The sequence below is a fragment of the Dactylosporangium sp. CA-139114 genome, from assembly GCF_050955725.1.
In the GTDB taxonomy this organism is placed as follows: Bacteria; Actinomycetota; Actinomycetes; order Mycobacteriales; family Micromonosporaceae; genus Dactylosporangium.
The window spans coordinates 9,025,597-9,050,774 of record NZ_CP192080.1 but is presented as its reverse complement, the minus strand read 5'-3'; the positions used below and the strand labels follow the sequence as shown (position 1 = coordinate 9,050,774).

24 protein-coding genes, 1 tRNA gene and 1 pseudogene are annotated in these 25,178 nt (G+C 71.0%); 17 read left to right on the top strand and 9 right to left on the bottom strand.

Features of this window, described 5'->3' with window-relative positions:
- Positions 1-130: 130 nt before the first annotated feature.
- Positions 131-925 (bottom strand): Fpg/Nei family DNA glycosylase, encoded by a 795-nt coding sequence (locus tag ACQP2P_RS40585; RefSeq protein WP_433610231.1) that lies wholly within the window; start codon positions 923-925, stop codon positions 131-133.
- Between the two features lie 26 nt (positions 926-951).
- On the opposite strand from ACQP2P_RS40585, the gene hrpB reads away from it, so the two are divergent.
- From hrpB to ACQP2P_RS40560, 5 genes are all read left to right on the top strand, one after another.
- On the top strand, positions 952-3,225 hold the full coding sequence (hrpB, locus tag ACQP2P_RS40580; RefSeq protein ID WP_433610229.1) for an ATP-dependent helicase HrpB: 2,274 nt from the start codon (positions 952-954) through the stop codon (positions 3,223-3,225).
- Positions 3,226-3,295: 70 nt separating this feature from the next.
- Positions 3,296-4,495, top strand: a complete 1,200-nt coding sequence (locus ACQP2P_RS40575; protein ID WP_433610227.1) for a DUF1254 domain-containing protein — start codon at positions 3,296-3,298, stop codon at positions 4,493-4,495.
- Positions 4,496-4,620: 125 nt separating this feature from the next.
- The gene (ndk, locus tag ACQP2P_RS40570; protein ID WP_433610225.1) at positions 4,621-5,115 is read left to right on the top strand and encodes a nucleoside-diphosphate kinase; all 495 of its coding nucleotides are present in this window, start codon (positions 4,621-4,623) and stop codon (positions 5,113-5,115) included.
- A gap of 202 nt (positions 5,116-5,317) precedes the next feature.
- Positions 5,318-5,665 carry a hypothetical protein gene (locus tag ACQP2P_RS40565; RefSeq protein ID WP_433610223.1) on the top strand — a complete coding sequence of 116 codons (348 nt, stop codon included), beginning with the start codon at positions 5,318-5,320 and terminating at the stop codon, positions 5,663-5,665.
- Positions 5,666-5,818: 153 nt separating this feature from the next.
- A complete protein-coding gene (locus ACQP2P_RS40560) occupies positions 5,819-6,319 on the top strand; it encodes a hypothetical protein (RefSeq protein WP_433610221.1) in 501 nt (166 codons plus the stop codon).
- A 33-nt stretch (positions 6,320-6,352) separates the two neighbouring features.
- On the opposite strand, the gene ACQP2P_RS40555 is transcribed toward ACQP2P_RS40560, so the two are convergent.
- Together ACQP2P_RS40555 and ACQP2P_RS40550 are read right to left on the bottom strand one after the other, a co-directional pair.
- Positions 6,353-7,627 carry a hypothetical protein gene (locus tag ACQP2P_RS40555; RefSeq protein ID WP_433610219.1) on the bottom strand — a complete coding sequence of 425 codons (1,275 nt, stop codon included), beginning with the start codon at positions 7,625-7,627 and terminating at the stop codon, positions 6,353-6,355.
- A 303-nt stretch (positions 7,628-7,930) separates the two neighbouring features.
- On the bottom strand, positions 7,931-9,193 hold the full coding sequence (locus ACQP2P_RS40550) for an ATP-binding protein (protein ID WP_433610217.1): 1,263 nt from the start codon (positions 9,191-9,193) through the stop codon (positions 7,931-7,933).
- 128 nt (positions 9,194-9,321) lie between these two features.
- Here ACQP2P_RS40550 and ACQP2P_RS40545 point away from each other — a divergent pair, with 128 nt between their 5' ends.
- Complete coding sequence (locus ACQP2P_RS40545) at positions 9,322-9,873, top strand: DUF6933 domain-containing protein (protein ID WP_433610215.1); 552 nt, start codon at positions 9,322-9,324, stop codon at positions 9,871-9,873.
- Here the strand turns inward: ACQP2P_RS40545 and ACQP2P_RS40540 are convergent.
- The 5 genes and pseudogenes from ACQP2P_RS40540 to ACQP2P_RS40520 form a co-directional block, all read right to left on the bottom strand.
- Positions 9,866-10,216: pseudogene (locus tag ACQP2P_RS40540) on the bottom strand (nucleotidyl transferase AbiEii/AbiGii toxin family protein); the annotation flags it as partial. The gene ACQP2P_RS40545 and the pseudogene ACQP2P_RS40540 overlap by 8 nt on opposite strands.
- A 2-nt stretch (positions 10,217-10,218) precedes the next feature.
- Positions 10,219-10,791 (bottom strand): hypothetical protein, encoded by a 573-nt coding sequence (locus tag ACQP2P_RS40535; RefSeq protein WP_433610213.1) that lies wholly within the window; start codon positions 10,789-10,791, stop codon positions 10,219-10,221.
- Positions 10,792-11,370: 579 nt separating this feature from the next.
- A tRNA-Lys gene (locus ACQP2P_RS40530) sits at positions 11,371-11,443 on the bottom strand.
- Positions 11,444-11,521: 78 nt separating this feature from the next.
- Positions 11,522-11,659 carry a hypothetical protein gene (locus tag ACQP2P_RS40525; RefSeq protein ID WP_433080054.1) on the bottom strand — a complete coding sequence of 46 codons (138 nt, stop codon included), beginning with the start codon at positions 11,657-11,659 and terminating at the stop codon, positions 11,522-11,524.
- Positions 11,660-11,743: 84 nt separating this feature from the next.
- On the bottom strand, positions 11,744-12,754 hold the full coding sequence (locus ACQP2P_RS40520) for a LacI family DNA-binding transcriptional regulator (protein ID WP_433610211.1): 1,011 nt from the start codon (positions 12,752-12,754) through the stop codon (positions 11,744-11,746).
- Between the two features lie 203 nt (positions 12,755-12,957).
- On the opposite strand from ACQP2P_RS40520, the gene ACQP2P_RS40515 reads away from it, so the two are divergent.
- The 10 genes from ACQP2P_RS40515 to ACQP2P_RS40470 all read left to right on the top strand — a co-directional run bounded on the left by ACQP2P_RS40515 (position 12,958) and on the right by ACQP2P_RS40470 (position 22,923).
- Positions 12,958-14,295 carry an ABC transporter substrate-binding protein gene (locus ACQP2P_RS40515; protein WP_433610209.1) on the top strand — a complete coding sequence of 446 codons (1,338 nt, stop codon included), beginning with the start codon at positions 12,958-12,960 and terminating at the stop codon, positions 14,293-14,295.
- Positions 14,296-14,363: 68 nt separating this feature from the next.
- Positions 14,364-15,350, top strand: a complete 987-nt coding sequence (locus ACQP2P_RS40510) for a carbohydrate ABC transporter permease (protein WP_433610207.1) — start codon at positions 14,364-14,366, stop codon at positions 15,348-15,350.
- Between the two features lie 77 nt (positions 15,351-15,427).
- Positions 15,428-16,291, top strand: a complete 864-nt coding sequence (locus ACQP2P_RS40505) for a carbohydrate ABC transporter permease (protein ID WP_433090337.1) — start codon at positions 15,428-15,430, stop codon at positions 16,289-16,291.
- Positions 16,292-16,368: 77 nt separating this feature from the next.
- The gene (locus ACQP2P_RS40500) at positions 16,369-17,904 is read left to right on the top strand and encodes a glycoside hydrolase family 13 protein (protein ID WP_433619471.1); all 1,536 of its coding nucleotides are present in this window, start codon (positions 16,369-16,371) and stop codon (positions 17,902-17,904) included.
- A gap of 22 nt (positions 17,905-17,926) precedes the next feature.
- Complete coding sequence (locus tag ACQP2P_RS40495; RefSeq protein WP_433610205.1) at positions 17,927-18,127, top strand: hypothetical protein; 201 nt, start codon at positions 17,927-17,929, stop codon at positions 18,125-18,127.
- Positions 18,128-18,196: 69 nt separating this feature from the next.
- Entirely contained in the window at positions 18,197-18,559 is a 363-nt protein-coding gene (locus ACQP2P_RS40490; protein ID WP_350619550.1) for a response regulator, read from the top strand.
- A gap of 416 nt (positions 18,560-18,975) precedes the next feature.
- Positions 18,976-19,674 (top strand): phosphoribosyltransferase, encoded by a 699-nt coding sequence (locus ACQP2P_RS40485; RefSeq protein ID WP_433610203.1) that lies wholly within the window; start codon positions 18,976-18,978, stop codon positions 19,672-19,674.
- An 88-nt stretch (positions 19,675-19,762) separates the two neighbouring features.
- Positions 19,763-20,821, top strand: coding sequence for an ATP-binding protein (locus ACQP2P_RS40480; RefSeq protein WP_433610201.1), 1,059 nt, complete (start codon positions 19,763-19,765; stop codon positions 20,819-20,821).
- A 106-nt stretch (positions 20,822-20,927) separates the two neighbouring features.
- On the top strand, positions 20,928-22,073 hold the full coding sequence (locus ACQP2P_RS40475; RefSeq protein WP_433610199.1) for a SigB/SigF/SigG family RNA polymerase sigma factor: 1,146 nt from the start codon (positions 20,928-20,930) through the stop codon (positions 22,071-22,073).
- Between the two features lie 121 nt (positions 22,074-22,194).
- Positions 22,195-22,923, top strand: coding sequence for a GAF and ANTAR domain-containing protein (locus tag ACQP2P_RS40470; protein ID WP_433610197.1), 729 nt, complete (start codon positions 22,195-22,197; stop codon positions 22,921-22,923).
- A gap of 11 nt (positions 22,924-22,934) precedes the next feature.
- On the opposite strand, the gene ACQP2P_RS40465 is transcribed toward ACQP2P_RS40470, so the two are convergent.
- On the bottom strand, positions 22,935-24,563 hold the full coding sequence (locus ACQP2P_RS40465) for a S8 family serine peptidase (protein ID WP_433610195.1): 1,629 nt from the start codon (positions 24,561-24,563) through the stop codon (positions 22,935-22,937).
- 116 nt (positions 24,564-24,679) lie between these two features.
- On the opposite strand from ACQP2P_RS40465, the gene ACQP2P_RS40460 reads away from it, so the two are divergent.
- Entirely contained in the window at positions 24,680-25,159 is a 480-nt protein-coding gene (locus ACQP2P_RS40460; protein WP_433610194.1) for a hypothetical protein, read from the top strand.
- Positions 25,160-25,178: the final 19 nt, after the last annotated feature.

Genomic DNA, 25,178 nt, shown 5'->3' with positions numbered 1-25,178 from the left:
GCCGCCGCCCGGCCCGGCGTGCGGCCGCCGACGGTCGTGCGGCGCATCGCCGGGTGGCCCGGTGCTCGCGGGCGTGCCGCGCCCGGCCCGGTCCTCGCGGCCGAGCCGAGCCGAGCCGAGCCGCGCCCGGTCAGGGCTGTTCGCGCGGGCACCACCAGGTCGTGCGGCCCCCGACGGTCGCGCGGCGCATCGCCGTGTGGCAGCGCGGGCACTCGCCGCCCTCGCGCCGGGCCGGGACGACGGAGAGCGTGTGCACGCCCCCGTCCGCGATGGCCGACTCCACCGCCTTGCGCAGCGCGCGGTGCAGCCGGTCCACCTCGGCCTTCGTGAGCGCGTCGACGGGCCGCGCCGGGTTCACCTTCGCCAGCCACAGCGCCTGGTCGGCGAGCAGGTTGCCGACGCCGGCCAGGGCCTCCTGGTCCAGCAGCCGCGCCTTCACCGGGGCGCTCCCGCGCGACAGGGCCGCCCGCAACTGCGCCGGGGTGATGTCGCGCGCGTCCGGGCCCAGGCGCTCCACTGGCGGGTCGAGGCGGACGCGTCCGAGGCGGCGCGGGTCGACCAGCAGCAGGCGGGTACCGTCGCCGAACGTCAGCGAGAAGCGCGTGAACCGGTGGTCGCCCCGCGCGCGGCCGCGCTGCCAGTAGTCGCCGCCGTCGGTCTCCAGGCCCGCCTCGTCGACGAAGACGATCTTGCCCGACATGCCGAGGTGGATGCCCAGCGTGGGGCCGGTGGAGTCGAGCCACATGCTCTTGCCGCGCCGGTTCGCGGCGGTCAGCGTCGTGCCGACGAGCGCGTCGCGGATCGCGCCGGGGGAGTGCGGGCGGCAGACCCACGTGTCGGTGTCGTCCACGTCGGCGATCGGGCGGCCCAGGGCGTAGCGCTCCAGGACGGCACGGGCCGACTCGACCTCTGGTAGCTCAGGCATCCAGGCGAAGGTACAAGATGGCCTGCGTGGAATCCCTGCCGGTCACCCGCGTGCTCGACCAAGTGGTCAACCAGGTCCGCCAGGGCCCGACCGTCCTCGTGGCGCCGCCCGGCACGGGCAAGACCACGCTGGTGCCCCTCGCCTTCGGCTCCGAGCGGGTGCTGGTGGCCGAGCCGCGGCGCATCGCGGCCCGCGCGGCCGCGCAGCGCATGGCCCAGCTGCGCGGGGAGCGGGTCGGGCAGAGCGTCGGCTACTCGGTGCGCGGCGACCGCCGGGTGAGCCGCGACACGCGGATCGAGGTGGTCACGACCGGGCTGCTCGTCCAGCGCCTGCTCGCCGACCCGGAGCTGGCGGGCACCGACGTCGTCATGCTCGACGAATGCCACGAACGGCACCTCGACACGGACCTCGCGACCGCCTTCCTGCTCGAGGTGCGCGACGCCATCCGGCCCGACCTCGGGCTCCTCGCGGCGACCGCGACCCCCAGCAAGAGCCTGCCCGGTGCCGGGGTCATCGACGTCGAGAGCCCGCTCTTCCCGATCGAGACGGTGTGGGTACCGCCGAAGCGCCCGCCGCTCACGATGGAGCACGTCGCCGAGGTGGTACGCCGGGCGTGGCGGGAGACCGGGCACGACATCCTGGTGTTCGTCCCCGGGGTCGCCGAGATCGAACGGGTGCGCCGCAACCTGCCGGGCATCCCGAGCCTGCCCCTGCACGGCCGGCTGCCCGCGGCCGAGCAGGACCGCGCGCTGCGGCCCGGGGCGCGGCGGGTGATCGTGGCGACCGCGGTGGCCGAGAGCAGCCTCACCGTGCCCGGCGTCCGGGTCGTCGTCGACTCGGGGCTGGCGCGGGTGCCGCGGATCGACCTCGCGCGCGGGCTCGGCTCGCTGCAGACCGTCCGCGCGGCGAAGGCCAGCACCGTCCAGCGGGCCGGGCGGGCCGCGCGGGAGGGGGCCGGCGTGGTGTACAAGTGCTGGTCCGAGGCGGACGACGAGCGGCTCCCGGCGCACCCCGAGCCGGAGGTGCGCACCGCCGAGCTGACCGGCTTCGCGCTCGCGCTCGCGTGCTGGGGCAGCCCCGGCGGGCGCGGGCTGGCGCTGCCGGACGAGCCGCCCGCGGCCGCGATGGCGGTCGCGGCGCAGACCCTCGCGGCCCTCGGCGCCGTGGACGCGGACGGGCGCGCGACCGAGCGCGGGCGGCGCATCGCGCGCGTGGGCGCGCACCCGCGGCTGGCCCGGGCGCTGCTGGACGGGGCGCCGATCGTGGGCGCCCGCAACGCGGCCGAGGTGGTGGCGGTGCTCGCCGAGGACTCCTACCCGTCCGATGACGTGGCGGCGGTACGGCGGACGACGGATCGCTGGCGGCCGGAGGCGACGCTGCTGTACCGGATGATCGAGAACCCGATCGAGCGCACCACGAACGCCGACCGCGCCGCGGGCATCATCGCGGGCCTCGCCTACCCGGAGCGCATCGCCCGTCGCCGCCGCGACGCCTATCTCATGGCCGGCGGCACCGAGGCCGAGCTCGCGCCCGGATCACCGCTGCAGGGCCATCCGTGGCTCGCCATCGCCGCCGCGGACCGCCCGGCCGGCCGGGTCAACGCGCGCATCCGGCTCGCCGCGGCGATCGACGAGGACATCGCGCGCGAGGCCGCGGCCGCCCTACTGTCCACTGTGGACGAGGTGAGCGCGACGGGCGTCAAGCGGGTCGAGCGGCTCGGCGCGATCGTGCTGTCGGAGCGCGCGATCGGCGCGGCCCCGGCCGAGCTGGCCGCGGCGGCGCGCCGGGAGCGGCTGCGGCGCGACGGGGTGCCGTGGACGCCGCTGCGGCACCGGCTCGCGTTCCTGCACCGCGCGGCCGGGGCGCCGTGGCCGGACGTGCGCGACGAGGCGCTGATCGAGTCCATGGTGGACGGTGCCGACGTGCACACGGCGCTGCAGGCGCTGCTGCCGTGGCCGGCGGCGAAGGACCTGGACCGGCTCGCCCCGGAGCGGCTGACGGTGCCGAGCGGCTCGGCGGTGCGGCTCGACTACAGCGACCCCGCCGGCCCCGTGCTCGCGGTCAAGGTGCAGGAGATGTTCGGGCTGCTCGAGACGCCCTCGTTCGCGGGCCAGCCGGTGCTGCTGCACCTGCTGTCGCCCGCGGGTCGGCCGGTGGCGGTCACCCGCGATCTCGCCTCCTTCTGGCGCACCGGCTATCCACAGGTGCGCGCGGAACTGCGCGGGCGCTACCCCCGCCACCCGTGGCCCGAGGACCCGACGACCGCGCCGCCCACCCGCCGGGCCAACCCGCGCCGCTGATCACCCCCGACCTCACCCGGTGCCGGTCCGGGCGGACCGGACGCTTGAAGCCGGACGAGGGAGGCTTCGGATGAGCGACGACCTGCCCGCGCTGGCCGCCGAGGCGTACGGCTACGGCTACCCCCTGCTCCAGGACCTGCAGGCGGTCGGCAGCACCACCGTCTTCAACGCGTTCGTGCACCAGCGCACCGTGCCCGCCGGCCCCAACGCCAATCCCGACCTGCTGTGCTCCACCGCCCAGCTCGACCTCTCCGGCGGCCCGCTGTGGCTGCGGGTGCCGGGGACCGGCGGGCGATACCACGTGGTCCAGTTCATCGACGCCTGGACGCACAACTTCGCGTACGTCGGCAGCCGCACGACCCCCGACGAGCCGCGTGAGTACCTGCTCGTCCCGCCCGCCTGGGCCGGCCGGGAGGAGCCCGCGGCGGAGGTGATCCGGGTGCCCACGATGATCGCGACGCTCATCGCCCGCTTCGCCGCGGGCCCGGGCGCGCACGAGCTGCAGGACGGGCTCGCGATGCAGCGGATGTACCCGCGGGTGCCGCTCGACGGGCTCCCCGTGCCGCAGCCCGGGGTCCCGGACGACCTCATGTTCCTCGAGGCGCTGCGCCGGGGCCTGTCCGCCTTCCCGCCGTCCCCGGCCGAGCGGCGCTACCAGCGGCGATTCGCCCCGCTCGGGCTGTTCGCGGACGGCAACTCGCCGTACCCGACCGTCCCGCGGGAGCAGCGGCTCGCCCTGCGCGCCGGGCTCGACCGCGGACGCGAGGCGCTCGAGGAGGCCGCGACGACCGGGCACGCCGCCCCGGTCAACGGCTGGACCAACGACCGGCACGCGTTCGACTACAACCTCGACCACTTCGGGCCGGGCACCGTGGACACTCCCTTGTGGACACTGCCGGACCGGGACGCGGCCCACCTCGCGCGCGCGGTCGCGGCGCGCACCCGGCTGTGGGGCAACCACGCCTACGAGGCCGTGTACCCGGCCGCGCACAAGGACCGCGACGGCGCCCGGCTGACGGGCGCCCGCGCGTACACCCTGCGCCCGCCGGCCGGGACGCTCGCCTCGTACGCCGCGCCCGGCGCGCGCCTGTTCCGCTCGGTCGCGACCGACGGCGGCGTGGTGCGCATCCAGCCCGACCCGCCCGGCGACGGCGCGCCCTGGCTGCCCACCCCGCGCGGCGAGTTCCACCTGATCCTGCGCGTCTACAGCCCGCCCGAGGCCCTGCTGCGCGACGAGTACGAGCTGCCGCCGGTGGTGCCGATCCCGTAGACGGCTCGCGATCTCCCCGTCGACGAGCCGCCGCCGCGCCGCCGTCGGCTGAACCCAGTGCGAGGTGCGCTACCGAGGTGCGGCAAGCTTGAGCCGACCGGGAGATCAAGGACTGGAGTGTTGTGATGACGGCGTTGGAACGGACCCTCGTACTGCTCAAGCCGGACGCGGTGGCCCGTGGGCTGGCCGGGCGGATCATCCAGCGGTTCGAGGACGCTGGACTGAAGATCGTGGGCACCAAGATGGTCCAGATGGACGCCGACCTGGCGCGGAAGCACTACTTCGACCTGGAGGAGCGCTTCGGCGCCTCGGTGTTCAACGTGACCGCGAACTTCATGCAGTCGGGCCCGGTCATCGCGCTCGTGCTGGAGGGCGTGGAGGCGGTCGCGACCGTCCGCCGCCTGGTCGGCGTGACCTTCCCGAACCAGGCGAACCCGGGCACCATCCGCGGTGACTTCGCCCACACGTCGAAGGCGTACACGGAGGCCAACCACACCGTGGCCGCGAACCTGATCCACGCCTCGGGCAAGCCGGAGGAGGCGAAGTACGAGGTGGAGCTGTGGTTCTCGGAGGGGGAGCTCTTCGACTACCAGACGGTGGCGGAGAGGTACCTGTTCTGAGCCCGGCCCGGCGGACGGTGGCGCGGCGAGCCCCGCCACCTCCGCCCTGGCGCAACCTTGTCGCCCTGAGTGTTCTGGGCGCCTTGGCGCTGAGGTGTCGGCGTGTCTGACAGCGCTGGCGCGCATGACCCCAGGCCAGCGGCCACGTGGAACGCTTCTTGTGTCAAGTACAGCCCGCCCGGGGACGATTAGCATCGCGTAGGTGAACGTGCATGTCCGGCGTGCTGACGAATTGGCCCGAGCCGTCGCCGCGCGCTTTGCGGAAGATGGTCTGGTCTTCGAATACGAACTCCAGCCGTATGGCGGTGGGTGCATGGCGCACGTCGATCTCGCCGACGACGACGGCTTCATCTTCACAGTCGCGCGAACAGATCCCTACGGGTGGATCGAAATCCTCGATTCCGGTGACTTTTACCTGCCGCCCACGGCGCTGCTGCACTATGCCCTCCTACGGGCACACGGCGCCCGACCCGGCGACGCATGGGAGACGGCATTGAAGGCCGATCCCAACGGCAGGCGGCGCCCGGGCCGCCGCCCCGCTTCCGAGTAGGCCCTGGCGCCGGTCCGAGCCGCGCTCATGCCGCGGGTCGAGTCGGCAAACCCAGGATCATGGCGAACCAGGGCTCCGAGCGGCGATCAAAGGACAGGCTCAGCCGCGGCCCGGCTCTTGCCCGCGAAGGCGGCGACAGGCACGATCCTCGCGATGGGCGCGGACTTCTTCTGGCGGCGAGTGATGCCGGACATCGTGCAGGGCCTCGATGCGGCAAGCCTGCAGGCTCTGGTCCCCTGGTGGCTGGACGAGCGGTTCCAGCGGGAGGTGGAGGCCGGCCTCACGGTCGGGGTGGAGAACATCGCCGAACTGATCGGCGAGCTTCTCCGGCTCGGCGCGGGAACCGGCCCCGATGCCGCCGCGGCAAGACTCGCCGTCGCCGGCGCAGACGGCCTCCGCGACAGTTACCACATGGTCGGCGTTTTGCCCCCCGAGCAGGTCGCGACCGTGGCCGAATTCCTGTCGCGCGCTCAACCGGCGGTATGGGTCAAGCAGTTCCAGGAAGAAATGTCCACGGCAGCCGACGACGTGGGCCTTTCCGGCCACATCGACGGAGACTGGGCCCAACTCGTCCAGGACACGGAGGAATTGGCCAGAGTGTTCGGACTGGCAGCCGAGGCCGGCGAAGCGATCGTGGTAAGGGTCGTAGCGTAGCCGCTCTCGATCGAGGCGTACGGGTAGTTTCGATCAGGATTCCTCTTTGCTTCCGAGTTGGCGCTGCGCCCGGTCGGTGATCTCGCCGGTAACCTTGCCCATCATCGATTTGGCCCGGCCGAAGGCCCCGACGCCGAAACGGCTGGCGACACCTACCCCCTCCGCCCCGGTCTCCAGGACCTTGCCCGTCACATCGGTTCCGGTTTCCAGGACCTTGTCCCGCACCTCCACGGCCGCATCCAGCCATCGCCGGGCGTCCCTCGACTGACGATCGGCCTCGATGCCGAGCCGTCCGTTGAACTCGACGACGGTGATCGCGACGTGGTTGGTCGAGTGCACCACGGCGCGGGAGGTGGTCGGGTTCAGCAACACCTTCGCGTTGGCCGTGCCGGCGGCCGCGTCCATCCGGGCCAGCAGGCGCTCGGTGGTGCGCGAGATGAGGTCGAGGCGGTTCCGCCGGGCGATCCGGATGGCCACGCGGTGCTCTTCTAGCTCTTCTGGGAACGCGTCCAGCACCCGATCGAGTTCGAGCACGGCGACCGCGTCCTGCAGTTGGAAGCAGCGGGCCAGAACGGCCAGCCACTCCTGAACCTTGATCTCGGCTTCCTGAGACGTTTTGGCCAGGTCACCGACGTTGGTCTGGGTTTCCAGTCTCTCGGCGATGGCGTCGAGCTGACGCAAGGCGTACGCCTGGGTCCGGGCCAGCGGCACCGGCGTGGCCTGCACCTTCGACCAGGTGACCTCGGAGACCCGGCCCACCCGCTCCCGGATCGTCAGAGCCTCGTCGATGACCAGCTCCACTCCGATCATGTCCGCCACAACCGCGTCGGTCTGGGCGCGGAGCACGGCGTCGACCTTCGCGTCGATCACGGCGAGATACTCGGTGATCTCGTCCATGGTCTGTTTCATCGCGAGTTGCGCCATGAGGCCGGCGGCCCCGGTCAGGACCGCCGGGTTGGTCAGCATCGCGGTGGGGGACTGCTTCACGATTTCGAGCAGGCCGGTGATCTTTCCGTGGTGGGTTATAACGGCACGGCCGAGACCGTCCTTCGAACCTTTCATCAGGCCGTACTTGTTCATCGCCCGGGCCGACTCCGCGGTCAGCTTGACCCAGCGACCGGAGTGCTCGGCGATCTCAGAACCGGCGTTGGCGATCGTTGATCCGGTACCAAGGGCGGAAATGAGCCGTTGCAGCCCGAGGTCCTTCGACGGCAGTCCCTCGGTGGTGAGGAAACGATCGACGGCCGCCGGATGCCCGATGACCGCCAGGCCATCGCCGTCACTGATCAGCTGGATCTCGTAGTCCAACGTCTACTCCTCGGGGGATGGGCACCGATCGGCCTCACGCTACCGTCGGCGTCTCCGGCCCAACCATGGTCCACTCGTCTCGATAATTTGGGATTGGAGGATGCCGTGGCAGGTGGAGCGCCGGGTCCTCCCGGGTGATGCGAGACAGAACAGCACCATAGGCGCTCACGCGAGGTCTTTGATGCTGCCGGGGGCGAGGTTGGCCGTCGAGCGTTTGAGGCTGGACCAGACGGTCTCGGCGTGGTTGAGTTCCCGGGGCGTTGAAGCATCGACAGGGCAGCCTTCGCCTCGTATCGAGGAGTGTCAGTCTCGATTGGCGGTCGTCGACCACAGTGCCTCGATGGGAAGGGCACGGATCTTCTCGCCGTAGGGGAGTGTCTGCTGGCCGGTGTAGAAGATGTAGCCGGCGACGAAGCGGTCACCGACCCGCTCCGCGAGGTGTCGCAGCCCGGCCAGGTCCCCGCCGCGCACATTGGATGCGGCCTTGACCTCGATACCGACGATCCGGCCGTCGGCGGCTTCGAGAACGGCGTCGACCTCCACACCGTCCTTGGTGCGGTAGTGATACAGGCGTACTCGCTCGTCGTTCCAGGTGAGCTGGCGGGCCAGTTCCATGAGGACGAAGTTTTCCATCAGCTGACCGGCCGCGCCGTCGGGTTCGGCGAGTCGTCCGGCGTCCTGGCCGAGCAGATGGCTGGCGAGGCCGCTGTCGATGTACGCCAGTTTGGGGGTGCCTATGGCGCGGTGGGTGTGGTTGCCGGACCAGGCGGGGATCTGCTTGATGAGGAAGACGGCGGCGAGGAGTTCGAGGTACCGGTTGAGTGTGGTGCGGGGGATGCCGGACTGGGTGGCGAGTGACGCGGCCACCAGCAGACCGCCGGAGCGACCGGCGAGCAGGGCCAGCAGGCGGCGCAGCTCACCACGGCGTTCGATGGCGGCCAGTTCGGTGACGTCCCGCTCGATCAGCGTCGTCAGGTATGACTCGAAGAACGCGGCGCGCCGGCGTGGCGTGCGGCGTACCGCCTCCGGGTAGCCGCCGCGCACGACCCGCTCCAGGTAGTCGCGGCGGCGCAGCGTCGAGGTGTGGGACAGATCCGGGCCAGACGCGAACGCGGCGTCGACGAACCGATCGGGCGTGCCGTCGATCTCTCCTTGCGAGAACGGCCAGAGTTCGACGGTTTCCATGCGTCCGGGTAGGGCGTCGGGCAGGTCGCGGAGGGCGAGGATGCGGGCGGATCCGGTCAGGAGGAACTGTCCGGGCGTCGGGTCGGCGTCGACGACGAGCTTGATGGCCCGGAACAGTTCAGGGGCAAGCTGGACCTCGTCGATGACCATGAGGCCGTCATGTTCGACGAAGTCGGTCGGTGCCTCCCGGGCGGCGCGCAGCATCGCGGGGTCGTCCAGCAGCCGAATGACCGGGTTGCGCGCCCTTGACGTCAGTGCCGTGGCGAGCGTGCTCTTGCCTACCTGCCGGGCGCCGTTGACGGCCACCACGCGGGTGTCGGTCAGTGCCTCGGCGACCAGGGGCTCGACGTGCCGGGGGATCAGTTCGCGGTCGTGCGCCATGCCGTCATTATGGACGATCGGTCGCATGATCCGTGGACATTTGGTCGCCATGCTCGTGGACGTCTGGACGCTTCTCCTCCGGGTAGATGGTCGGGGGCCGGCGCCGGTGCTTCGGTCCGGTCGCGCTCGTGAGGCTGCGTCTCGTCCGGGACGATGGCGTGGTGTTGATCGTGCGTGCGACGAAGAAGCTTCGCGACCGGATCGGTTCGCCGGACCTACGCGGCGACGAGCGGTCCACGACGGTGCTCGGCGAGTGGTATGCGACCAGGTTCGGCTGGCGGCCGGACGTCCTGCTCCTGGTCAATGAGTCGACGCTGCTACCGGTGTTGCTCCCGCTCGCCCCGGCCGCCACCGCACTGTCCCGGGCTGCGGACCAGATCGCCGCGGTAATGGCCACCTATGGCGCCTCGGACGCGATCATCGCCGCCGAGCTCGAACAGATGCTTGCGCACCGGATCGGCACTACCGCCAACCGCAGTGTCGTCGGGATCATGAACGAGTTCAGCTCTCTCGCCGACGTCTACCGCGACCCGGGCAGGCAACCGAATCTCGACGAACTGGCGGCACGGCTCGCGACCACACCCTGCAGCCCGCTGTACCGCACCCACATCAGTCCCGACCGCGCGTTCACCGCTCTCGTGCACGCGATCCCGCGCCGAGGCGACGCCCCGACGGCATGATCAACACGACCATCGCCATGACGACGGGCTCGTTGGCGCGCCAGTCGACGCCGAGTTCGACCTTCGAGGTGTGCTCGCCGTCGGTCACAACAAGCCGGGCGAAGGTGTCGTACTCGCTGTCGACGCTGACGTCGAGGCCGTCCTTCCGGTATGCGCCAACGACCGCGTCTGTCGCAATGTTGAAGTCGCCGCGTCGGTCCCAGGCGGTGAAGAGGTCGACATCCTCGCTCGGCCGCTCCAACAGACCGGCCGCCTGGACCGCGTAGCCGCCGGCGAGGGCGAACCCGTACCGGTTGGCGGCGGCCAGGCCGAGTCTCGCCAGCCGCTCGTGGAAAGCATCCACGGTCAGGCAGCTTCGTTGCGGGCCGCGGCCAGCTCGGGGAAGCGATCCTCCCAGAGGCGACGGAGTCGGGGCGGGAGCCAGAGTTGGGGCCAGAGCTGGAGCAGCGTGGAGCGGTCGATCCAGCTGTGCAGGTCGTCCGGTGAGGCCGCTTCGTTCAGCACGGCCCGGTACATCGAGGCGAGGCGGGCTGGCTTGTCGAGGAGGTACTCGGCGTTGCCGGACCAGTCGAGATGGTGCGGCAGGATGACCGTGCCGGTGGTGGGTCCGTGCAGTTCGTCGAGGTTCTCCACGACGACGTAGGGCTTGCGGTCGCTGTAGGACACGTAGTCCGCCGGCGGCCTGGGCGCCGTGTCGGCCGCCTTGCGGCGGCTGGTGTTGACCGCCTGCCGAACCTCTGGGTTGAGGGCCTGCCGGATGGTTTCGCGGCTGTATCCGGTGACGTGTTGCAGGTCGACGGCCCGCCAGCCGGCGGCGTGGAAGGCGCGTAGGGCAGCGTCGCGCTTGGCGAGGGCGGCCTTCTTGGTCGCCTCGTACTCCGCGACGACAGCGCGTACCTCGTCTTCAGGGCCGGTCATACGAGTAGCCTACCGTGCTGGGCCAAGCGTGCTAGGCGTCGATGCTCAGTCATGCGATGCGCGAGGAAGCCGTGAGCCGTAACGTCGCTCGCCTGGTCCAGGTGCTCGGTCCAGAGCGGGAGCAGATCCAGCCGTGGACGGACGTGGAGGCCCGCCAGTTCGCGCCGGTCGATCGCCATACCGGAGCTGCGCGACACTGCTACTGCTCGGCAGAGTCCCGCTGCGAGTCGTGATCGAGAAGGCGGGCCAACGATTGGAGCCGGAAAATCGGTGCCCATTTGCAGCGGAAACGGCGGCGGCTTAGTCACGCAGGATGACTACTCGGAGACTCGAACGGTTTCGAGCGTTTCGACGCAAAGACGAGCAAGCTCGACTTCCGTACAAGTGATAGTCGGTGCAAGAAGTCAGAGAGATTTCTTGCGCGCTGATGGCTGCGACGAGGAGTCGCGATCGCTGTTGAGGGGGTGTGGGTGGAGCGAAGCTCCCCCACTGGGGAGCGAGCGAAGCGAGCGCGCCAACACGAGTTCGACAACGGCAAGCGGCCCCCGCCGAGAAGCAGGGGCCGCCGATTCGAACTCGTACGCCGCGTAGGACTTGAACCTACAACCCGCAGATTAAGAGTCTGCTGCTCTGCCAGTTGAGCTAGCGGCGCTGGCCGAACGGAGGTAACCCTAGCACGCACCCTGAGGCGTGCAAAAACGAGATACCCCCGTCCAGGGCGTGGCCTGGGTTACTCCTCGTCGTCCTCCCAGAAGAAGTCCGTCTCGGCGGTCTGGGCCGGGTCGTCGGCGAGCAGGTCCGAGTCCGGCGCGGCGAGCTCGTCCAGCTCGTCGTCCGACTGGTCCCAGGTCACACGCGAATTGGGCATCTCGGCTGTCATGGCACACCCCCGTGGGTACCGTGCGTGCTTCGGAACAACTGGCGACGCGCGAGCTACCCCGCGCCCGGCGTCCTAACCGCGAACCGGCCACGTCGAGGCGCGCAGCACGAGGGTGGTCGGCATGAGGAGCTCTTCGGGGGTCCAGTCGCCGGCGGTCATGGCGCGGCGGAGCATGCCCGCGGCCAGGACGCCCTGCTCGAAGACGCGCTGGCGGACGGTCGTCAGGTCGAGCAGTGCGCTCAGCTCGTGGTCGTCGAAGCCGATGACCGATACGTGGCGGCCGGTGCGGCGCAGGGCGCTCAGCGCTCCGAAGGCGAGCTCGTCGGACTCGGTGAAGACCGCGGTCGGCGGGTCCGGGAGGGTGAGCAGGCGACGCATGGCCTGTTCGCCGCCGTCCATACCGTGCGGTACCGACATCACGAGGCTCTCGTCGATCGGGATTCCGGCGCCGGTCAGCGTCTCGGCGTACGCGCGGCGCCGGGCGTGGGCCACGGGCAGGAACATGCTCTGGTCGTTGTACGTCGAGATCATGCCGATGCGGCGGTGGCCCAGGGCGAGCAGGTGCTGCACCGCCGATGCCGCCGCCGCCACGTCGTCGATGCGCACGCAGCCGGCGCCGGGCACGGCGTGGCCGACGGCGACGATGGGCACGCCCAGGGACAGCAGGTCGGCGATCTCGGCGTCGGTGAACTGCATCGCGACGGTGAGCACGGCGTCGACCCGGCGGCGCAGCGGGAGGGCGCCGAAGAAGCGTTTCCGGGACGGGATGTCGCCGATGTTGTACAGCAGCAGGTCGAGCGAGTGCTCGCGCAGGACGGACTCGGCTCCGGCGACGATCTGGCCGAAGAACCAGCGCGACGCGTGCGGCACGATCACGCCGACGGTGTGGGTCCGGCCGCTCGCCAGGCGCGAGGCGATCGGTGAGACGACATACGACAGCGACGCCGCGGCCTGCAGCACTCGGTCGCGCGTCTCGTCGGAGACGTTTGGCAGCCCGCGAAGCGTGCGCGACACCGTCGCGGTCGAGACCCCCGCGAGGCGGGCCACGTCTTCCATGCTGACGGGCGGTGGAACGTCAGCCACACGCGGAAGGCTAGGCAACGCGGGGTCCCACGGCAATATGTCCGCCGTGTTGCTAACTCGTTATCGATGAACTCGCGCATAGGGCTCGACAAACAGACCCTGCAAACGCTTACATCCGAGGAACACAAGGCACACCCCAGCACACCGGGTACGCGGGCGAAGGTGTTCGCCCAAGGACCAGGTATAGCCAAAGGAGGCTAACCATGGCCGTCCTCTCGAGGCGGCGTCGGGCGATCACGCTCGCCGGTGTGGCCGCGTTGGCCCTTGCCGCATCCGCCTGCGGAAGTTCCAGCGACTCCGGCTCCAGCAACGCCGACAAGCCCGAGTGCCAGCCGTACTCCCAGTACCGAGTCGACAAGACGAAGCACGTTTCGATCTACGCGACGATCCGCGACACCGAGGCCGACAAGCTCGAGCAGTCGTGGAAGCAGTTCGAGGACTGCACCAATATCAAGATCGACTACGAGGGCTCCGGCGAGTTCGAGACCCAGATCAAGGTCCGCGCCGACGGTGGCCAGCCGCCGGACATCGCGGTCTTCCCGCAGCCGGGTCTGCTCGCCACGTTCGCCAAGAGCGGTCAGCTCAAGCAGCTCCCCGCGCCGGTGCAGGCCAACCTCGACAAGAACTGGTCGAAGGACTGGGCCAACTACGCGACCGTCGACGGCAAGGTCTACGGCGTGCCGCTGGGCGCCAACGTGAAGTCCCTGGTGTGGTACTCGCCCGGCCTGTTCAAGGAGAAGGGCTACCAGGTCCCGAAGACGTGGGACGAGATGATCGCCCTGTCCGACAAGATCGCGGCGAGCGGCATCCAGGCGTGGTGCGCCGGCATCGAGTCCGGTGACGCGACCGGCTGGCCGGCGACGGACTGGATCGAGGACATCGTCCTGCGCGACCAGGGTCCGGACGTCTACGACCAGTGGGTCAACCACAAGATCCCGTTCAACGACCCGAAGATCTTCTCGGCCGCCGAGCGCGCCGCGACGATCCTCAAGAACCCGAAGTACGTCGGCAACCCCAAGACGATCGTGACCACCTCGTTCCAGGAGGGTGGCCTGCCGGTCAAGGACAAGAAGTGCGGCATGCACCGTCAGGCCAACTTCTACTCCAACCAGTGGCCGAAGGGCACCAACGTGGGCCCGGACGGCGACGTCTACGCCTTCTACTTCCCGCCGGTGGACCCGTCCAAGGGCAAGCCGGTCCTGGTCGGTGGCGAGTTCGTCTCGGCGTTCTCGGACCGCGACGAGGTCGTGAAGGTGCAGACCTACCTCGCCTCGGGTGAGTGGGCCAACAGCAAGGCCAAGCTGGGCGACTGGATCTCGGCCAACAAGAGCCTCGACGTCAACGCCGTGACCGGCACGATCGACAAGCTCTCGGTGCAGATCCTGCAGGACCCCGCCACCGTGGCGCGGTTCGACGGCTCGGACCAGATGCCCGCGCAGGTCGGCTCGAAGTCCTTCTGGACCGGCATGACCGACTGGATCAACGGCACCAAGGACACCAAGCAGACGCTGGACTACATCGAAAGCACCTGGCCGAAATAACCTGAACTGAGGTCCGGGTCCGGCGCCAGGCACCACGGCGCCGGACCCGGCTGGTCGGAGGACACCCCATGGATTACGACTTCTCCGAGGACGTCGCCAAGATCTGGCCGGCGCTCATGTTCATGGCCGGGTTCGTCGTGGTCGTCGGCGCGCTGCTGTTCGTGCTCGACATCCTGCCCCGGTGGGGGAGGGGCAAGGAGCGGCTCCAGATGGCCGGCTTCCTGGGCCCGGCGCTGGTCCTGCTCGGCGTCGGCCTGGTGTACCCGCTGATTCGCACCGTGTACCTCTCGTTCTACGACGCGGGTGGCGACGCCTTCATCGGCTTCGACAACTACACCTGGATCTTCACCAACGAAGACACCCTGACGATGCTGCGCAACACCCTGCTGTGGGTGGTCTGCGTCCCGCTCTTCGCCACCGGGTTCGGCCTGCTCTACGCGGTGCTGGTGGACAAGGCCCGCGGCGAGGGCATCGCCAAGTCGCTGATCTTCATGCCGATGGCCATCTCGCTCGTCGGCGCCTCGATCATCTGGAAGTTCATCTACGCCTACCGTGACCCCGGCGTGGAGCAGATCGGCCTGCTCAACCAGATCCTGGTCTGGTTCGGCGGCAAGCCCCAGCAGTTCCTGAGCAACGCACCCGGCAACACCTTCTACATGATCGTGATCCTGATCTGGATCCAGGCCGGGTTCGCGATGGTCATCCTCTCCGCCGCGATCAAGGCCATCCCGGCCGAGATCGTCGAGGCGGCCCGGCTCGACGGGGCCAACCCGTGGCAGATGTTCTGGCGCGTGACCATGCCCAGCATCCGCCCCGCCGTCGTCGTGGTCGTCGTGACCATCACGATCGCCACCCTGAAGGTCTTCGACATCGTCCGGACCATGACCGGTGGCCAGTTCAAGAGCAGCGTGCTCGCCGTGGAGATGTACAACCAGGCCTTCCGCTCCTACGACGACGGCAAGGGCTCGGCCCTCGCGGTCCTGCTGTTCCTGCTGGTCGTGCCGATCGTCATCTACCAGGCCCGGCAACTGCGGCACCGAACGGAGATCCGATGAGCAGCACTGACGCCGTCAGCACCGACGCTGCTGACGTCCCCGAGGCCAGCCCGCTCTACCGCCCCGAGGTCGAGTCGATGGCCAGCCGGGTGCGCCGCAAGCTCACGTCCCGGGCCGCCAGCGTCGTGTCGATCATCATCGCGCTGCTCTGGACGATCCCGACCTTCGGTCTGTTCGTCTCGTCGCTGCGGCCCGAGAACGACATCAAGACCACGGGCTGGTGGACGTTCTTCAGCCACCCCAGCGTGACCCTGGACAACTACAACGAGGTCGTCTTCGGCACCTCGGCCTCCTCGGGCCGGCTGGCCAGCTACTTCGTCAACTCGCTGGTCATCACCGTGCCGGCGGTCCTGTTCTCGGTCACCATGGCGGCGATGGCGGCCTACGCGCTGTCGTGGCTGAACTTCCGCGGCCGCGACTGGATCTTCATCGGCGTGTTCGCGCTGCAGATCGTGCCGCTGCAGATGGCCCTGATCCCGATGCTCCAGCTCGTCAAGGGGTACACCGAGTGGGGCGGCGGCTTCTTCGCCGTGTGGTTCGCCCACACCTGCTTCGGTCTGCCGCTGGGCGTGTTCCTGCTGCACAACTTCATGTCCGAGCTGCCCAAGGACCTCTTCGAGGCCGCGCGGGTGGACGGCGCCGGCCCGGCGATGACGTTCCGGCGCATCGTGCTTCCGCTGGTCACGCCGGCGCTGGCGTCCCTCACGATCTTCCAGTTCCTGTGGATCTGGAATGATCTGCTGGTGGCGCTGGTGTTCACCTCGGGTCAGGGCAACCGCCCGCTGACCGCCCGGCTCGCCGAGCTGGCCGGCACCCGGGGCAACGACTGGCAGCGGCTGACCTCCGGCGCGTTCGTGTCGATGATCATCCCGCTGGTCGTGTTCCTGTCGCTGCAACGCTATTTCGTACGCGGCCTGCTGGCCGGTGGAGTCAAGGGGTGAGTTCGCTGCTCTGGTGGCGTGATGCCGTGATCTATCAGGTCTACCCGCGCTCGTTCGCCGACGCGGACGGCGACGGGATGGGTGACCTGCGCGGCATCACGTCGCGCCTCGACCACCTGGTCGAGCTGGGCGTCGACGCCCTCTGGATGTCGCCGTTCTACCCGTCTCCGCAGCACGACGCGGGCTACGACGTCGCGGACTACCGCGACGTCGACCCGCGCTTCGGCACCCTCGCCGACTTCGACGCGCTCATGGCCGCCGCCAAGGAGCGCGGCCTGCGCGTCGTCGTCGACCTGGTGCCCAACCACACCTCCAGCGACCACGCGTGGTTCAAGGAGGCGCTGGCCGCGAGCCCGGGCAGCCCCGCCCGCGACCGGTACCACTTCCGCAAGGGCCAGGGCGTCGACGGCGAGCTGCCGCCCAACGGCTGGCAGAGCGTCTTCGGCGGCCCGGCCTGGACCCGGGTGCCCGACGGCGAGTGGTACCTGCACCTGTTCGACACGAGCCAGCCCGACCTGAACTGGGACCTGCCCGAGGTGCGGGGCATGTTCGAGGACGTGCTGCGCTTCTGGCTCGACCGCGGCGTCGACGGCTTCCGCGTCGACGTGGCGCACGGCCTGGTCAAGGAGAGCGGCCTGCCCGACTGGACCGAGGCCCAGGTGCCGATCACCTCGCCCGGGGCCGAGCACCGCACGCCGCCGATGTGGGACCAGGACGGGGTGCACGAGGTGTACCGCGCGTGGCGGCGCATCCTCGACAGCTACCCCGGCGACCGCATGATGGTCGGCGAGGCCTGGGTCGCGCCGGCGGAGCGGCTCGCGCGTTACGTCCGCCCCGACGAGATGCACCAGGCGTTCAACTTCGACTACCTGATGGCGCCGTGGACGGCCGCGGACCAGCGCGAGGCGATCGAGTCCAGCCTCGCCGGCGTCGAGCCGGTCGGTGCGATCTGCACCTGGGTGCTGTCCAACCACGACGTGGTGCGCCACGCGAGCCGCCTCGGCTTCGAGCCCGGGCACTCGACCCAGGGCGGCATCGGCATCGGCGACCCCCAGCCCGACGAGGCCCTCGGCCTGCGCCGCGCCCGGGCCGCCACCATGCTCATGCTCTCGCTGCCGGGCTCGGCGTACGTGTACCAGGGCGAGGAGCTCGGCCTCCCGGAGCACACCACCCTGCCGGACGAGATGCGGCAGGACCCGACCTGGTTCCGCTCCCGGCACGAGGTCCGCGGCCGCGACGGCTGCCGGGTGCCGATCCCGTGGGTGGCGGACGCGCCGGCGTACGGCTTCGGCCCGAGCGGCGACTCCTGGCTGCCGCAGCCGCCGGACTGGGCCCGCTTCGCCGCCGACCGCGAGCGCGGGGTGCCCGGGTCGACGCTGTCGCTCTACACCGAGGCCCTGCGCCTGCGGCGGACCCATGGGCTCGGGCGCGGTACCGTCGCCTGGAACGAGGGGGAGGACACGCTCGACTTCGTCAACGGCGCGGTCCGGGTGATCACGAACTTCGGCCCGGCGCCCGCCCCGCTCCCACCCGGTGAGGTGCTTCTCGCGAGCGGAGACCTGGCCGCGGACGGCAGCCTGCCGCCCGACACCACGGCCTGGCTGCGGGCGTGACAACGGCGGCTACCGTCGAGTCATGAACGCTCTGATCGCGCTGTTCTCCAGCTACCTCAGCCCGGCCGTCCTGGACGCCCTCGACACCGGGCTGGAGCTCGACCGTCGCCGCCGCAGCTATGGCGGCGGCGGCCTGATCGGAGGCTGCTGCTGCGCCGTGGTCGTCATCGTCGCGATCGTGGTGATCCTGATCGTCCGGCGCCGGCGGCGTCCGCGGGCTTAGTTTCGGGCGCCGCCGACCGATGTTCTCGCCGGGGAGATTGTGATCCTCCGGGAAGGGAACCATTCGGTCATGGCACGAGTCCTGCTCATCGACGACGACGCGGAGATCCGTGAGACCACCGCCATCCGCCTGCAGATCGGCGGTCATCACGTGATCTCCGCGGCGAGCCCGCAGGAGGCGCTGGACGTGGCCGAGGCCCAGCCCCACTTCGACGTGGCCGTGCTGGACCTGCACCTGCCGAAGGTGGACGGCGACGAACTGCTGGACCTGCTGCGCAGGCACGCCGCGACGGCGGACCTGCCGGTGGTCTTCTACAGCGCGAACGCCCCGCACGCCACGTCGGTGCACGGGCTGTCCCTGGCGGACACGAGGCTGACGAAGGGCCGCTCCCTCAACAGCCTCCTCGCCACGATCAGCTGCTTGTCGAACTGAGGGCAAGGTCAAGAGCATCCGGGCTCGGGTCCGCGTCAGCGCCGGACCGTCGCTCCCGCCAGGAATCCCGGCCTCCGCGGCGCAAGACCGCACCAGGTCCACCCCTTCCCGGGTATGCCGGGCGCTCCGCGCCGCGGCATACCCGGCATTTCGTGTATGCGTGCGGTGTCAGGGTTGGGGGCTCTGATGGGCATGTGCAGCGCGTGATCCGTCATCCGTTGCGAGTGAGCGAAACCCGCGTTTTCGCAGGTCATGCGGGGGTAGGCTTCCCACCGGGCGCGGCGCTGCGGCAGAGCGGCGACAGGGATGGGGCGCTACGGGGCACCGGAACACCGCGCCGACCGAAGGGGGTGTCCGCTTGATGCGGATCGATGTGCGGATCGCATGCGAAGCCTGGCCGAGGGAAGGGGACGGCCATGTGGCCGCCTGAGCACGAGCGGTTCGCGGACCGTACGGCCGCCGGACACATGCTCGGAGACGCCGTCGCGGAGCACCTGCGCGCACGGGCGACCACGACGGAGAAGCAGCCGCTGGTGCTGGCCCTGCCCAAGGGCGGCGTGCCCGTGGCGGTGGCCGTGGCCGACGCCCTCGGCGCCGAGTTCGACCTCGTGATCTCCCGCAAGATCGGCCTGCCCTGGCAGTCCGATCACGGGGTCGGGGCGATCGCCGAGAACGGCCCCGCCGTGTTCGACCTCAGTGCCGTGGCCGCGGTCGGCCTCAGCGTCAGCGACCTCTCGCCGGCCGTCCAGCGCGAGCGCGTGGAGCTGCGGCGGCGGCAGGAGCGCTACCGGGGCTCGCGGCCCGCGCCCGACGTCACCGGCCGCGTGGTCGTGGTCGTGGACGACGGGCTCGCGACGGGCGTGACGGCCCGGGCCGCCGTGCGCGCGCTCAAGGTCGGCCGGCCCGACCACCTGATCTTCGCCGCGCCCGTCTGCGCGGCCGAGTCGGTTGACCTGCTCGCCGCCGACGTCGACGCGGTCATCGACATCCACAGCCCGCGCGAGTTCCACGCGCTGGGCCTGTACTACCACGATTTCGCCCCGCTGACGGACTCCCACGTCCTGCAGATGTGCACCCAGATGTGGAGCGAGAGCCGCATTCCCACGACGGTGTAGCAACGCCCTGCGCGATCCCGGTGCCAGTTCGTTCTCGGCACCGGGATCGCGGTGTTTATAACGCCTGGGGTGGGTAGAGCATCACCCCATGAGGGCGGAAGACCTGCGGGCTCGCGTAGAGCGCCGGGGTGACGCCACGGTGGTGCGCCTCGACGGCGTGCTGGGCGTGGACAGCTCCCCGGCCCTGCGCTCGACGGTGCTCGCCTGCCTGGCCACCGAGCCGTCCGTGATCGTGCTCGACGTGGCCGACCTGCGCCACGACGACGACGTGGCGCTGACCGTGCTGCCGGCCCTGGCCCAGCACGCCGCCGCCTGGCCGGGCAGCGCCCTGACCCTGGCCGCGGCGAGTCCACCGCTGGCCTCGGCGCTGGATCGCATGGCGGTGGCGCGGCGCATGCCGATGTACCCGACCGCCGACGCCGCCCTGGCCGCCCACGCGCTGCTGGCGCCGGCGGTACGCGACGCCGGTCCCGGGCCGGATCCCGCCGGGCGCCCGGGCGCCGCTCCCGGTCGCGTCGGCGGCCACCCCGTGTACGCCACCGCCCCGCTCGCGGCCGCCGTCGGCCGGACGGCCCGCGCGGCCGGCAAGGGCGCGGAGGCGGACGATCCGGTCGGCACCCGCGTGCGGGTCGAGCTCCCGCCGCTGCCGGACGCCACCGGGGCCGCCCGCCACATGGTGGGCCGGGCGTGCGTGCGCTGGGGCTTCGAGCGGGTGCGCGACGTCGCCGAGCTGGTGGTGACCGAGCTGGTCAGCAACGTCCTGCGCCACGCCCGCACCGACATGGAGGTCGTCGCCGCGCGCGATCGCGGCCGCCTGCACATCTCGGTGCGCGACCACAGCAGTGACCTGCCCCGCCTCGGCGGCCGCCCGTCCGCGCCCGAGGGCAAGCACGCGAACGACGGCGGCGACGCGCATTCACGCGCCGACGGGGATGTGGGCCGGTGTGCGCATTCCTCCGCGGCGGGGGTTGCGCATTCGAGGACGGGCGGGGATCGGCCCTCGCCCGTGCGGGAGAGCGGATGGGCGACGGGTGAAATGTTGCGCGAGGATGGGCGGGGGCTGCTCGTCATCAGCGCGCTCACGCGGTGCTGGGGCTGCATTCCGGTGCCCGGCGGAAAGGTGGTTTGGGCGACCGTCGCCAATTGAAAAGCTCACCCGCGAACTCATCCGGCGACGCTGAATTTGCGCCGGAAATGGTGTCTACAGTGATCCGGAAAGCAAATCCGCCTAAAGAGCAGGGGGAGTCTCCGCCATGGAGACAATGCCTACGGATTCGGTACTCGAACTGGACACCTGGCGGAATGGCGACGACGAGATTCTGCGTCCGTCCGGGGTCCTCGACTATTCGGCGAGCGTCGGCCTGCGGGTCGCGCTCGCGCGGCGGCTCGACGAGGGCCAGCGCAGCCTCACCGTGGACCTGTCGCGGCTGCGGCTGCTCGACTGCGCGGCGGCGGACACGCTGCTGCGGGCGCAGACCGACGCCCAGGAGCGAGGCGGCGCGCTGCGCGCTCCGGGCGCGTCCGACCTGGTGCTGGACGTCCTCGAGATCATCGGGGCGGCGAAGCAGCTGCGCGCGTACGACGACCCGCCGCCCGGTGCGCCGCCGGTCCCCGAGGCGGACAAGCCCGACGACGCCGAGCCACCGAGCCAGTGGACCACCGTCAACGAGCTGCTGCGCCAGGCCGCGGCGCTGGACCGGTCCGACCCGCGGCGGGGCGCGCTGCGGGACCGGGCGGTCGCGCACAGCCTGCCGCTGGCCGACCGGCTGGCCCGGCGCTTCCACGGGATGGGGGAGTCGCCGGCCGACCTGAGCCAGGTGGCGGCGCTCGGGCTGATGAAGGCGATCGAGGGCTTCGACCCGGACTACGGCACCGACTTCGGCGGCTACGCGACGCCGACGATCGTGGGTGAGCTCAAACGGTACTTCCGGGACAAGGGCTGGGGCGTCCACGTTCCCCGCCGCCTGCAGGAGCTGCGCATCGAGATCAACCGCGTGCGCGACTCGCTCGGACAGCGCCTCGGCCGCTCGCCGACGCCCAAGGACGTCGCCGACCACCTCGGGATCGACGAGGACCAGGTGCTCGAGGCGCTGGTGGCCTCGTCGGCGTACCGTCCGGTGTCGCTCTTCGCCCCGTTGGGCGGCGACGACGACGCGGGCACCCTGGCCGACGTCCTGGGAGACGACGACCGGGACATCGACGGCGTCGAGTTCCGCCAGGCCGTGAAGCCGCTCATCGCGCGCCTGCCGGAGCGCGAGCGCCGGATTCTCTCGCTGCGTTTCTACGGCAACCGGACCCAGGCCCAGATCGCGGCCGACCTGGGAATCTCCCAGATGCACGTGTCGCGTCTGCTGAGCCGCACGCTGGACGGCCTGCGCCGCGCTCTTCTGGACGGCTGAGCCTGCCGCCGCGCGGCGCGTGTGACGGCCGGCACACGCGTGATCGCTGATGCGGGAGGCGAAAAGGTTGAGAAGATCGCGGTACGGGTAGTACGCCCCCCGGTTCGACGAAGGGGGAGCCGTGACAGATCTCCACACTGTGGAGTTCGCCGCCGTGCTGCGCCAGTTGACCGCCCGGCTCATCGCGAGCGACGATCTCGAGGAGGCGCTGGAGGACCTCGTGGAGACCGCCGCCGACCTGGTCGACGGGGCCGCCTGGTGCGCGGTCACGCTGGTCCGCTCGGGCGGGCCGTCCACCGCGGCGGCCTCGTCGGGGTTGCCGGAGGCGTTGCTCGACAGTCAGTACGACAGCGGCTCTGGTCCCTCGATGGAGGCGATCCGCTCTCGGGACATCACACTCAGCGACGACCTGGCCGCGGAGGAGCGCTGGGCGCAGTGGCGCCCGCGGGCCCTCGAGGCGGGGGTGAAGGCGGTCCTCGCGGTGCCGGTCGACATCGACTCGCACGCGGTCGGGGCGCTCACCGTGTACGCCTCCGAGCCCGGCCGGTTCACCGCCGACATCGGGCTCACCGCGATGCTCGTGGCGGAGCACGCCGGCCTGCTGCTGTCCGCCGTGCTCGACCGCGGCCGCCGCGCGGACGTGCAGGCGCAGCTCACCTCGGCGCTCACGGAGGCACTCACCGACGGCGAGACGGTCAACCGCGCCGTGGGGATCATGATGGTCCAGCGCGCGTGCCCGGCGGAGGCCGCGCTCGACGTGCTGCGCGGCACCGCGGCCCGGCTCGGCCTGCCTCTGACGACGGTGGCCGAGCGACTGGTGCAGACCGTCGAGCAGCGGGTGAGCTCCTAGAACCCCAGGCGTCAGACCGTCAGCGTCCAGCTGTCGAGCCTCCCGGCCCCGCCCTTCGCGGTGTCGCGGACCCGCACCTTCCAGATGCCGTTGCGGTTGAACTTGCTCAGGTTCACCGTGTAGACGGCGTTCAGCCCGGCGGCCTTGTCCCGCTTGTTCGCGGCCTTCAGCTTCTTCACCGAGCCGTTGGGCGCGATCAGCTCGACGGTCAGATCGCCGCGCTTCGGGTACGCCACGTGGATCTCGACCTTCGAGGTCTTCGAGGCCTTGCCGCCGCAGCTCGCGACGGCCACGGCCGACAGCGCGGTGCCGCGGTCGCGCAGCACGACGTCGGTGCCGTTGGAGGCGACGTTGCAAGGCTGGGCCGGCGTCGTCGTGACCGGCGTCGCCGTGGCGGGCGCCGGCGTGACGGGGGCCGGCGTGACCGGGGTGCTCTCGGGCTGGGAGGCGACGGTCGTGATGGCGCTGGTGTCGAGCAGGCGGTTGGGGGAGCCGGAGCCCGCGTTCGTCACGACGCCGTTGGTCGCGCCGGCCACGAGGGCGTCGCGCACCTGGGACGGGGTCGCCGTCGGGTTGGCCGAGAGGTAGAGCGCGGCCGCGCCGGCCACGTGCGGGGTGGCCATCGAGGTGCCGCTCATGACCGTGGTACCGGTGTCGGAGGCGTTGCTCGAGCTGGTGATGGACACGCCGGGGGCGAAGACGTCCAGGCACGAGCCGTAGTTCGAGAACGACGCGCGGGTGTCGGTCTGGTCGCTCGCGCCGACCGTGATGGCCTCGGCGGTGCGGGCCGGGGACATCGTGCAGGCGTCGGTGTTCGCGTTGCCGGCCGCCACCGCGTACGTGATGCCGGAGGCGATCGAGGTGCGCACGGCCTGGTCGACCGAGCCGTCCGCGTCGCCGCCGAGGCTCATGTTCACCACGGCCGGCTTCTGGGCGTTGGCGGTGATCCAGTCGATGCCCGCGATGATGCCGGAGTAGCTGCCGGAGCCGTCGCAGCCCAGGACGCGCACGGCGACGAGCTTGACGTTCTTGGCCACGCCGTAGGTGGTGCCGCCGACGGTGCCGGCCACGTGGGTGCCGTGGCCCTGGCAGTCGCTCGCGTCCGGGTCGTTGTCGACGAAGTCGTAGCCGGAGCGCGCCCGGCCGGCGAACTCCGCGTGGGTCAGGCGCACGCCGGTGTCGAGGATGTACGCGGTCACGTCCGAGGCGGTGTTCGCGTACGTGTACGTGCCGTTCAGCGGCCGGTCCTGCTGGTCGATGCGGTCGAGGCCCCACGGGGCGCCCGGCTGGCTGCCCTCGATGCTCACCGTCTTGTCCTGCTGCACGTAGTCGACGAGTGGGTTGGCCGCCAGCCGCTTCGCCGCCTGCTCCGACAGCTGCGCGGAGAAGCCCTTGAGCGTCTTGCTGAACGAGCGGCGCACCCGGCCGCCGAACTGCTCGGCCAGGCGGTTCGCGGCGGCCGCGGTGCCGTCGGCGGCCACGGAGTCCTTGAACACCACGATGTACCGCTCCCGGATCGAGCCGGCCTCGTTCGCGCCGAGGATCGTGCCCTCGGGCGCGGCCAGCGCGGGCGTGCCGGCCCCGAGCAGCCCAGCGGTCGCGGCGGCCGCGATCAGGGACGTACGGAGGAACGCTCGCATGATGCCGGATCTCCCATCAGATGACGCCGAAGTGGTGCTGTTCAAGATTCGGCAGTCCGAGGTGCACGGGCAGGTCGCCGCTCGTTGCCGTGGGGTTGCGGGAGAGACTGGGGGGCATGGAGGACTCGCTGGCGGTGTTCGACATCGATGGGGTGGTCGCCGACGTGCGGCACCGGCTGAAGTACCTGGACCGCCGCCCGAAGGACTGGGACCGCTTCTTCGCCGCGGCGGACCGCGATCCGGTGCTCGCCCAGGGCGTCGAGCTGGCCCGCTCCTACGCCGAGTCGCACGTGCTCGTGTGGCTCACCGGGCGCCCCGAACACCTGCGCGAGCTCACCACGGCGTGGCTGCGCGCCGCCGACCTGCCGGCCGAACTGCTGTTCATGCGCCCGGCGAACGACCGCCGCCCGGCCCGCGACTTCAAGGCCCGCCAGCTCGGGCGGATGAAGCGGGAGTCGGCGGTCGCGGTCGTGGTCGACGACGATCCGGCGGTGGTGGCACGGCTGCGGGGGCTCGGCTACGTGGTGCGGCTGGCCGACTGGGTCCCGCACTCCTCCACGCTGCGCAGCGCCCAGGAAAATGAGGGTCGCACCTGAGCCCGGCGCCCTACCATCG

Excerpts from the sequence above, each read along its gene's own strand:
- ACQP2P_RS40585 (WP_433610231.1), bottom strand. The coding sequence starts at position 925 with ATGCCTGAGCTACCAGAGGTCGAGTCGGCCCGTGCCGTCCTGGAGCGC.
- ACQP2P_RS40465 (WP_433610195.1), bottom strand. The coding sequence starts at position 24,563 with ATGCGAGCGTTCCTCCGTACGTCCCTGATCGCGGCCGCCGCGACCGCT.
- ACQP2P_RS40505 (WP_433090337.1), top strand. The coding sequence starts at position 15,428 with ATGGCCAGCCGGGTGCGCCGCAAGCTCACGTCCCGGGCCGCCAGCGTC.
- ACQP2P_RS40460 (WP_433610194.1), top strand. The coding sequence starts at position 24,680 with ATGGAGGACTCGCTGGCGGTGTTCGACATCGATGGGGTGGTCGCCGAC.
- ACQP2P_RS40480 (WP_433610201.1), top strand. The coding sequence starts at position 19,763 with ATGAGGGCGGAAGACCTGCGGGCTCGCGTAGAGCGCCGGGGTGACGCC.
- ACQP2P_RS40560 (WP_433610221.1), top strand. The coding sequence starts at position 5,819 with ATGGGCGCGGACTTCTTCTGGCGGCGAGTGATGCCGGACATCGTGCAG.
- ACQP2P_RS40490 (WP_350619550.1), top strand. The coding sequence starts at position 18,197 with ATGGCACGAGTCCTGCTCATCGACGACGACGCGGAGATCCGTGAGACC.
- ndk (WP_433610225.1), top strand. The coding sequence starts at position 4,621 with ATGACGGCGTTGGAACGGACCCTCGTACTGCTCAAGCCGGACGCGGTG.
- ACQP2P_RS40575 (WP_433610227.1), top strand. The coding sequence starts at position 3,296 with ATGAGCGACGACCTGCCCGCGCTGGCCGCCGAGGCGTACGGCTACGGC.
- ACQP2P_RS40550 (WP_433610217.1), bottom strand. The coding sequence starts at position 9,193 with ATGGCGCACGACCGCGAACTGATCCCCCGGCACGTCGAGCCCCTGGTC.
- ACQP2P_RS40525 (WP_433080054.1), bottom strand. The coding sequence starts at position 11,659 with ATGCCCAATTCGCGTGTGACCTGGGACCAGTCGGACGACGAGCTGGAC.
- ACQP2P_RS40535 (WP_433610213.1), bottom strand. The coding sequence starts at position 10,791 with ATGACCGGCCCTGAAGACGAGGTACGCGCTGTCGTCGCGGAGTACGAG.
- ACQP2P_RS40475 (WP_433610199.1), top strand. The coding sequence starts at position 20,928 with ATGGAGACAATGCCTACGGATTCGGTACTCGAACTGGACACCTGGCGG.
- ACQP2P_RS40495 (WP_433610205.1), top strand. The coding sequence starts at position 17,927 with ATGAACGCTCTGATCGCGCTGTTCTCCAGCTACCTCAGCCCGGCCGTC.
- ACQP2P_RS40510 (WP_433610207.1), top strand. The coding sequence starts at position 14,364 with ATGGATTACGACTTCTCCGAGGACGTCGCCAAGATCTGGCCGGCGCTC.
- ACQP2P_RS40515 (WP_433610209.1), top strand. The coding sequence starts at position 12,958 with ATGGCCGTCCTCTCGAGGCGGCGTCGGGCGATCACGCTCGCCGGTGTG.
- ACQP2P_RS40485 (WP_433610203.1), top strand. The coding sequence starts at position 18,976 with ATGTGGCCGCCTGAGCACGAGCGGTTCGCGGACCGTACGGCCGCCGGA.
- ACQP2P_RS40500 (WP_433619471.1), top strand. The coding sequence starts at position 16,369 with ATGGGTGACCTGCGCGGCATCACGTCGCGCCTCGACCACCTGGTCGAG.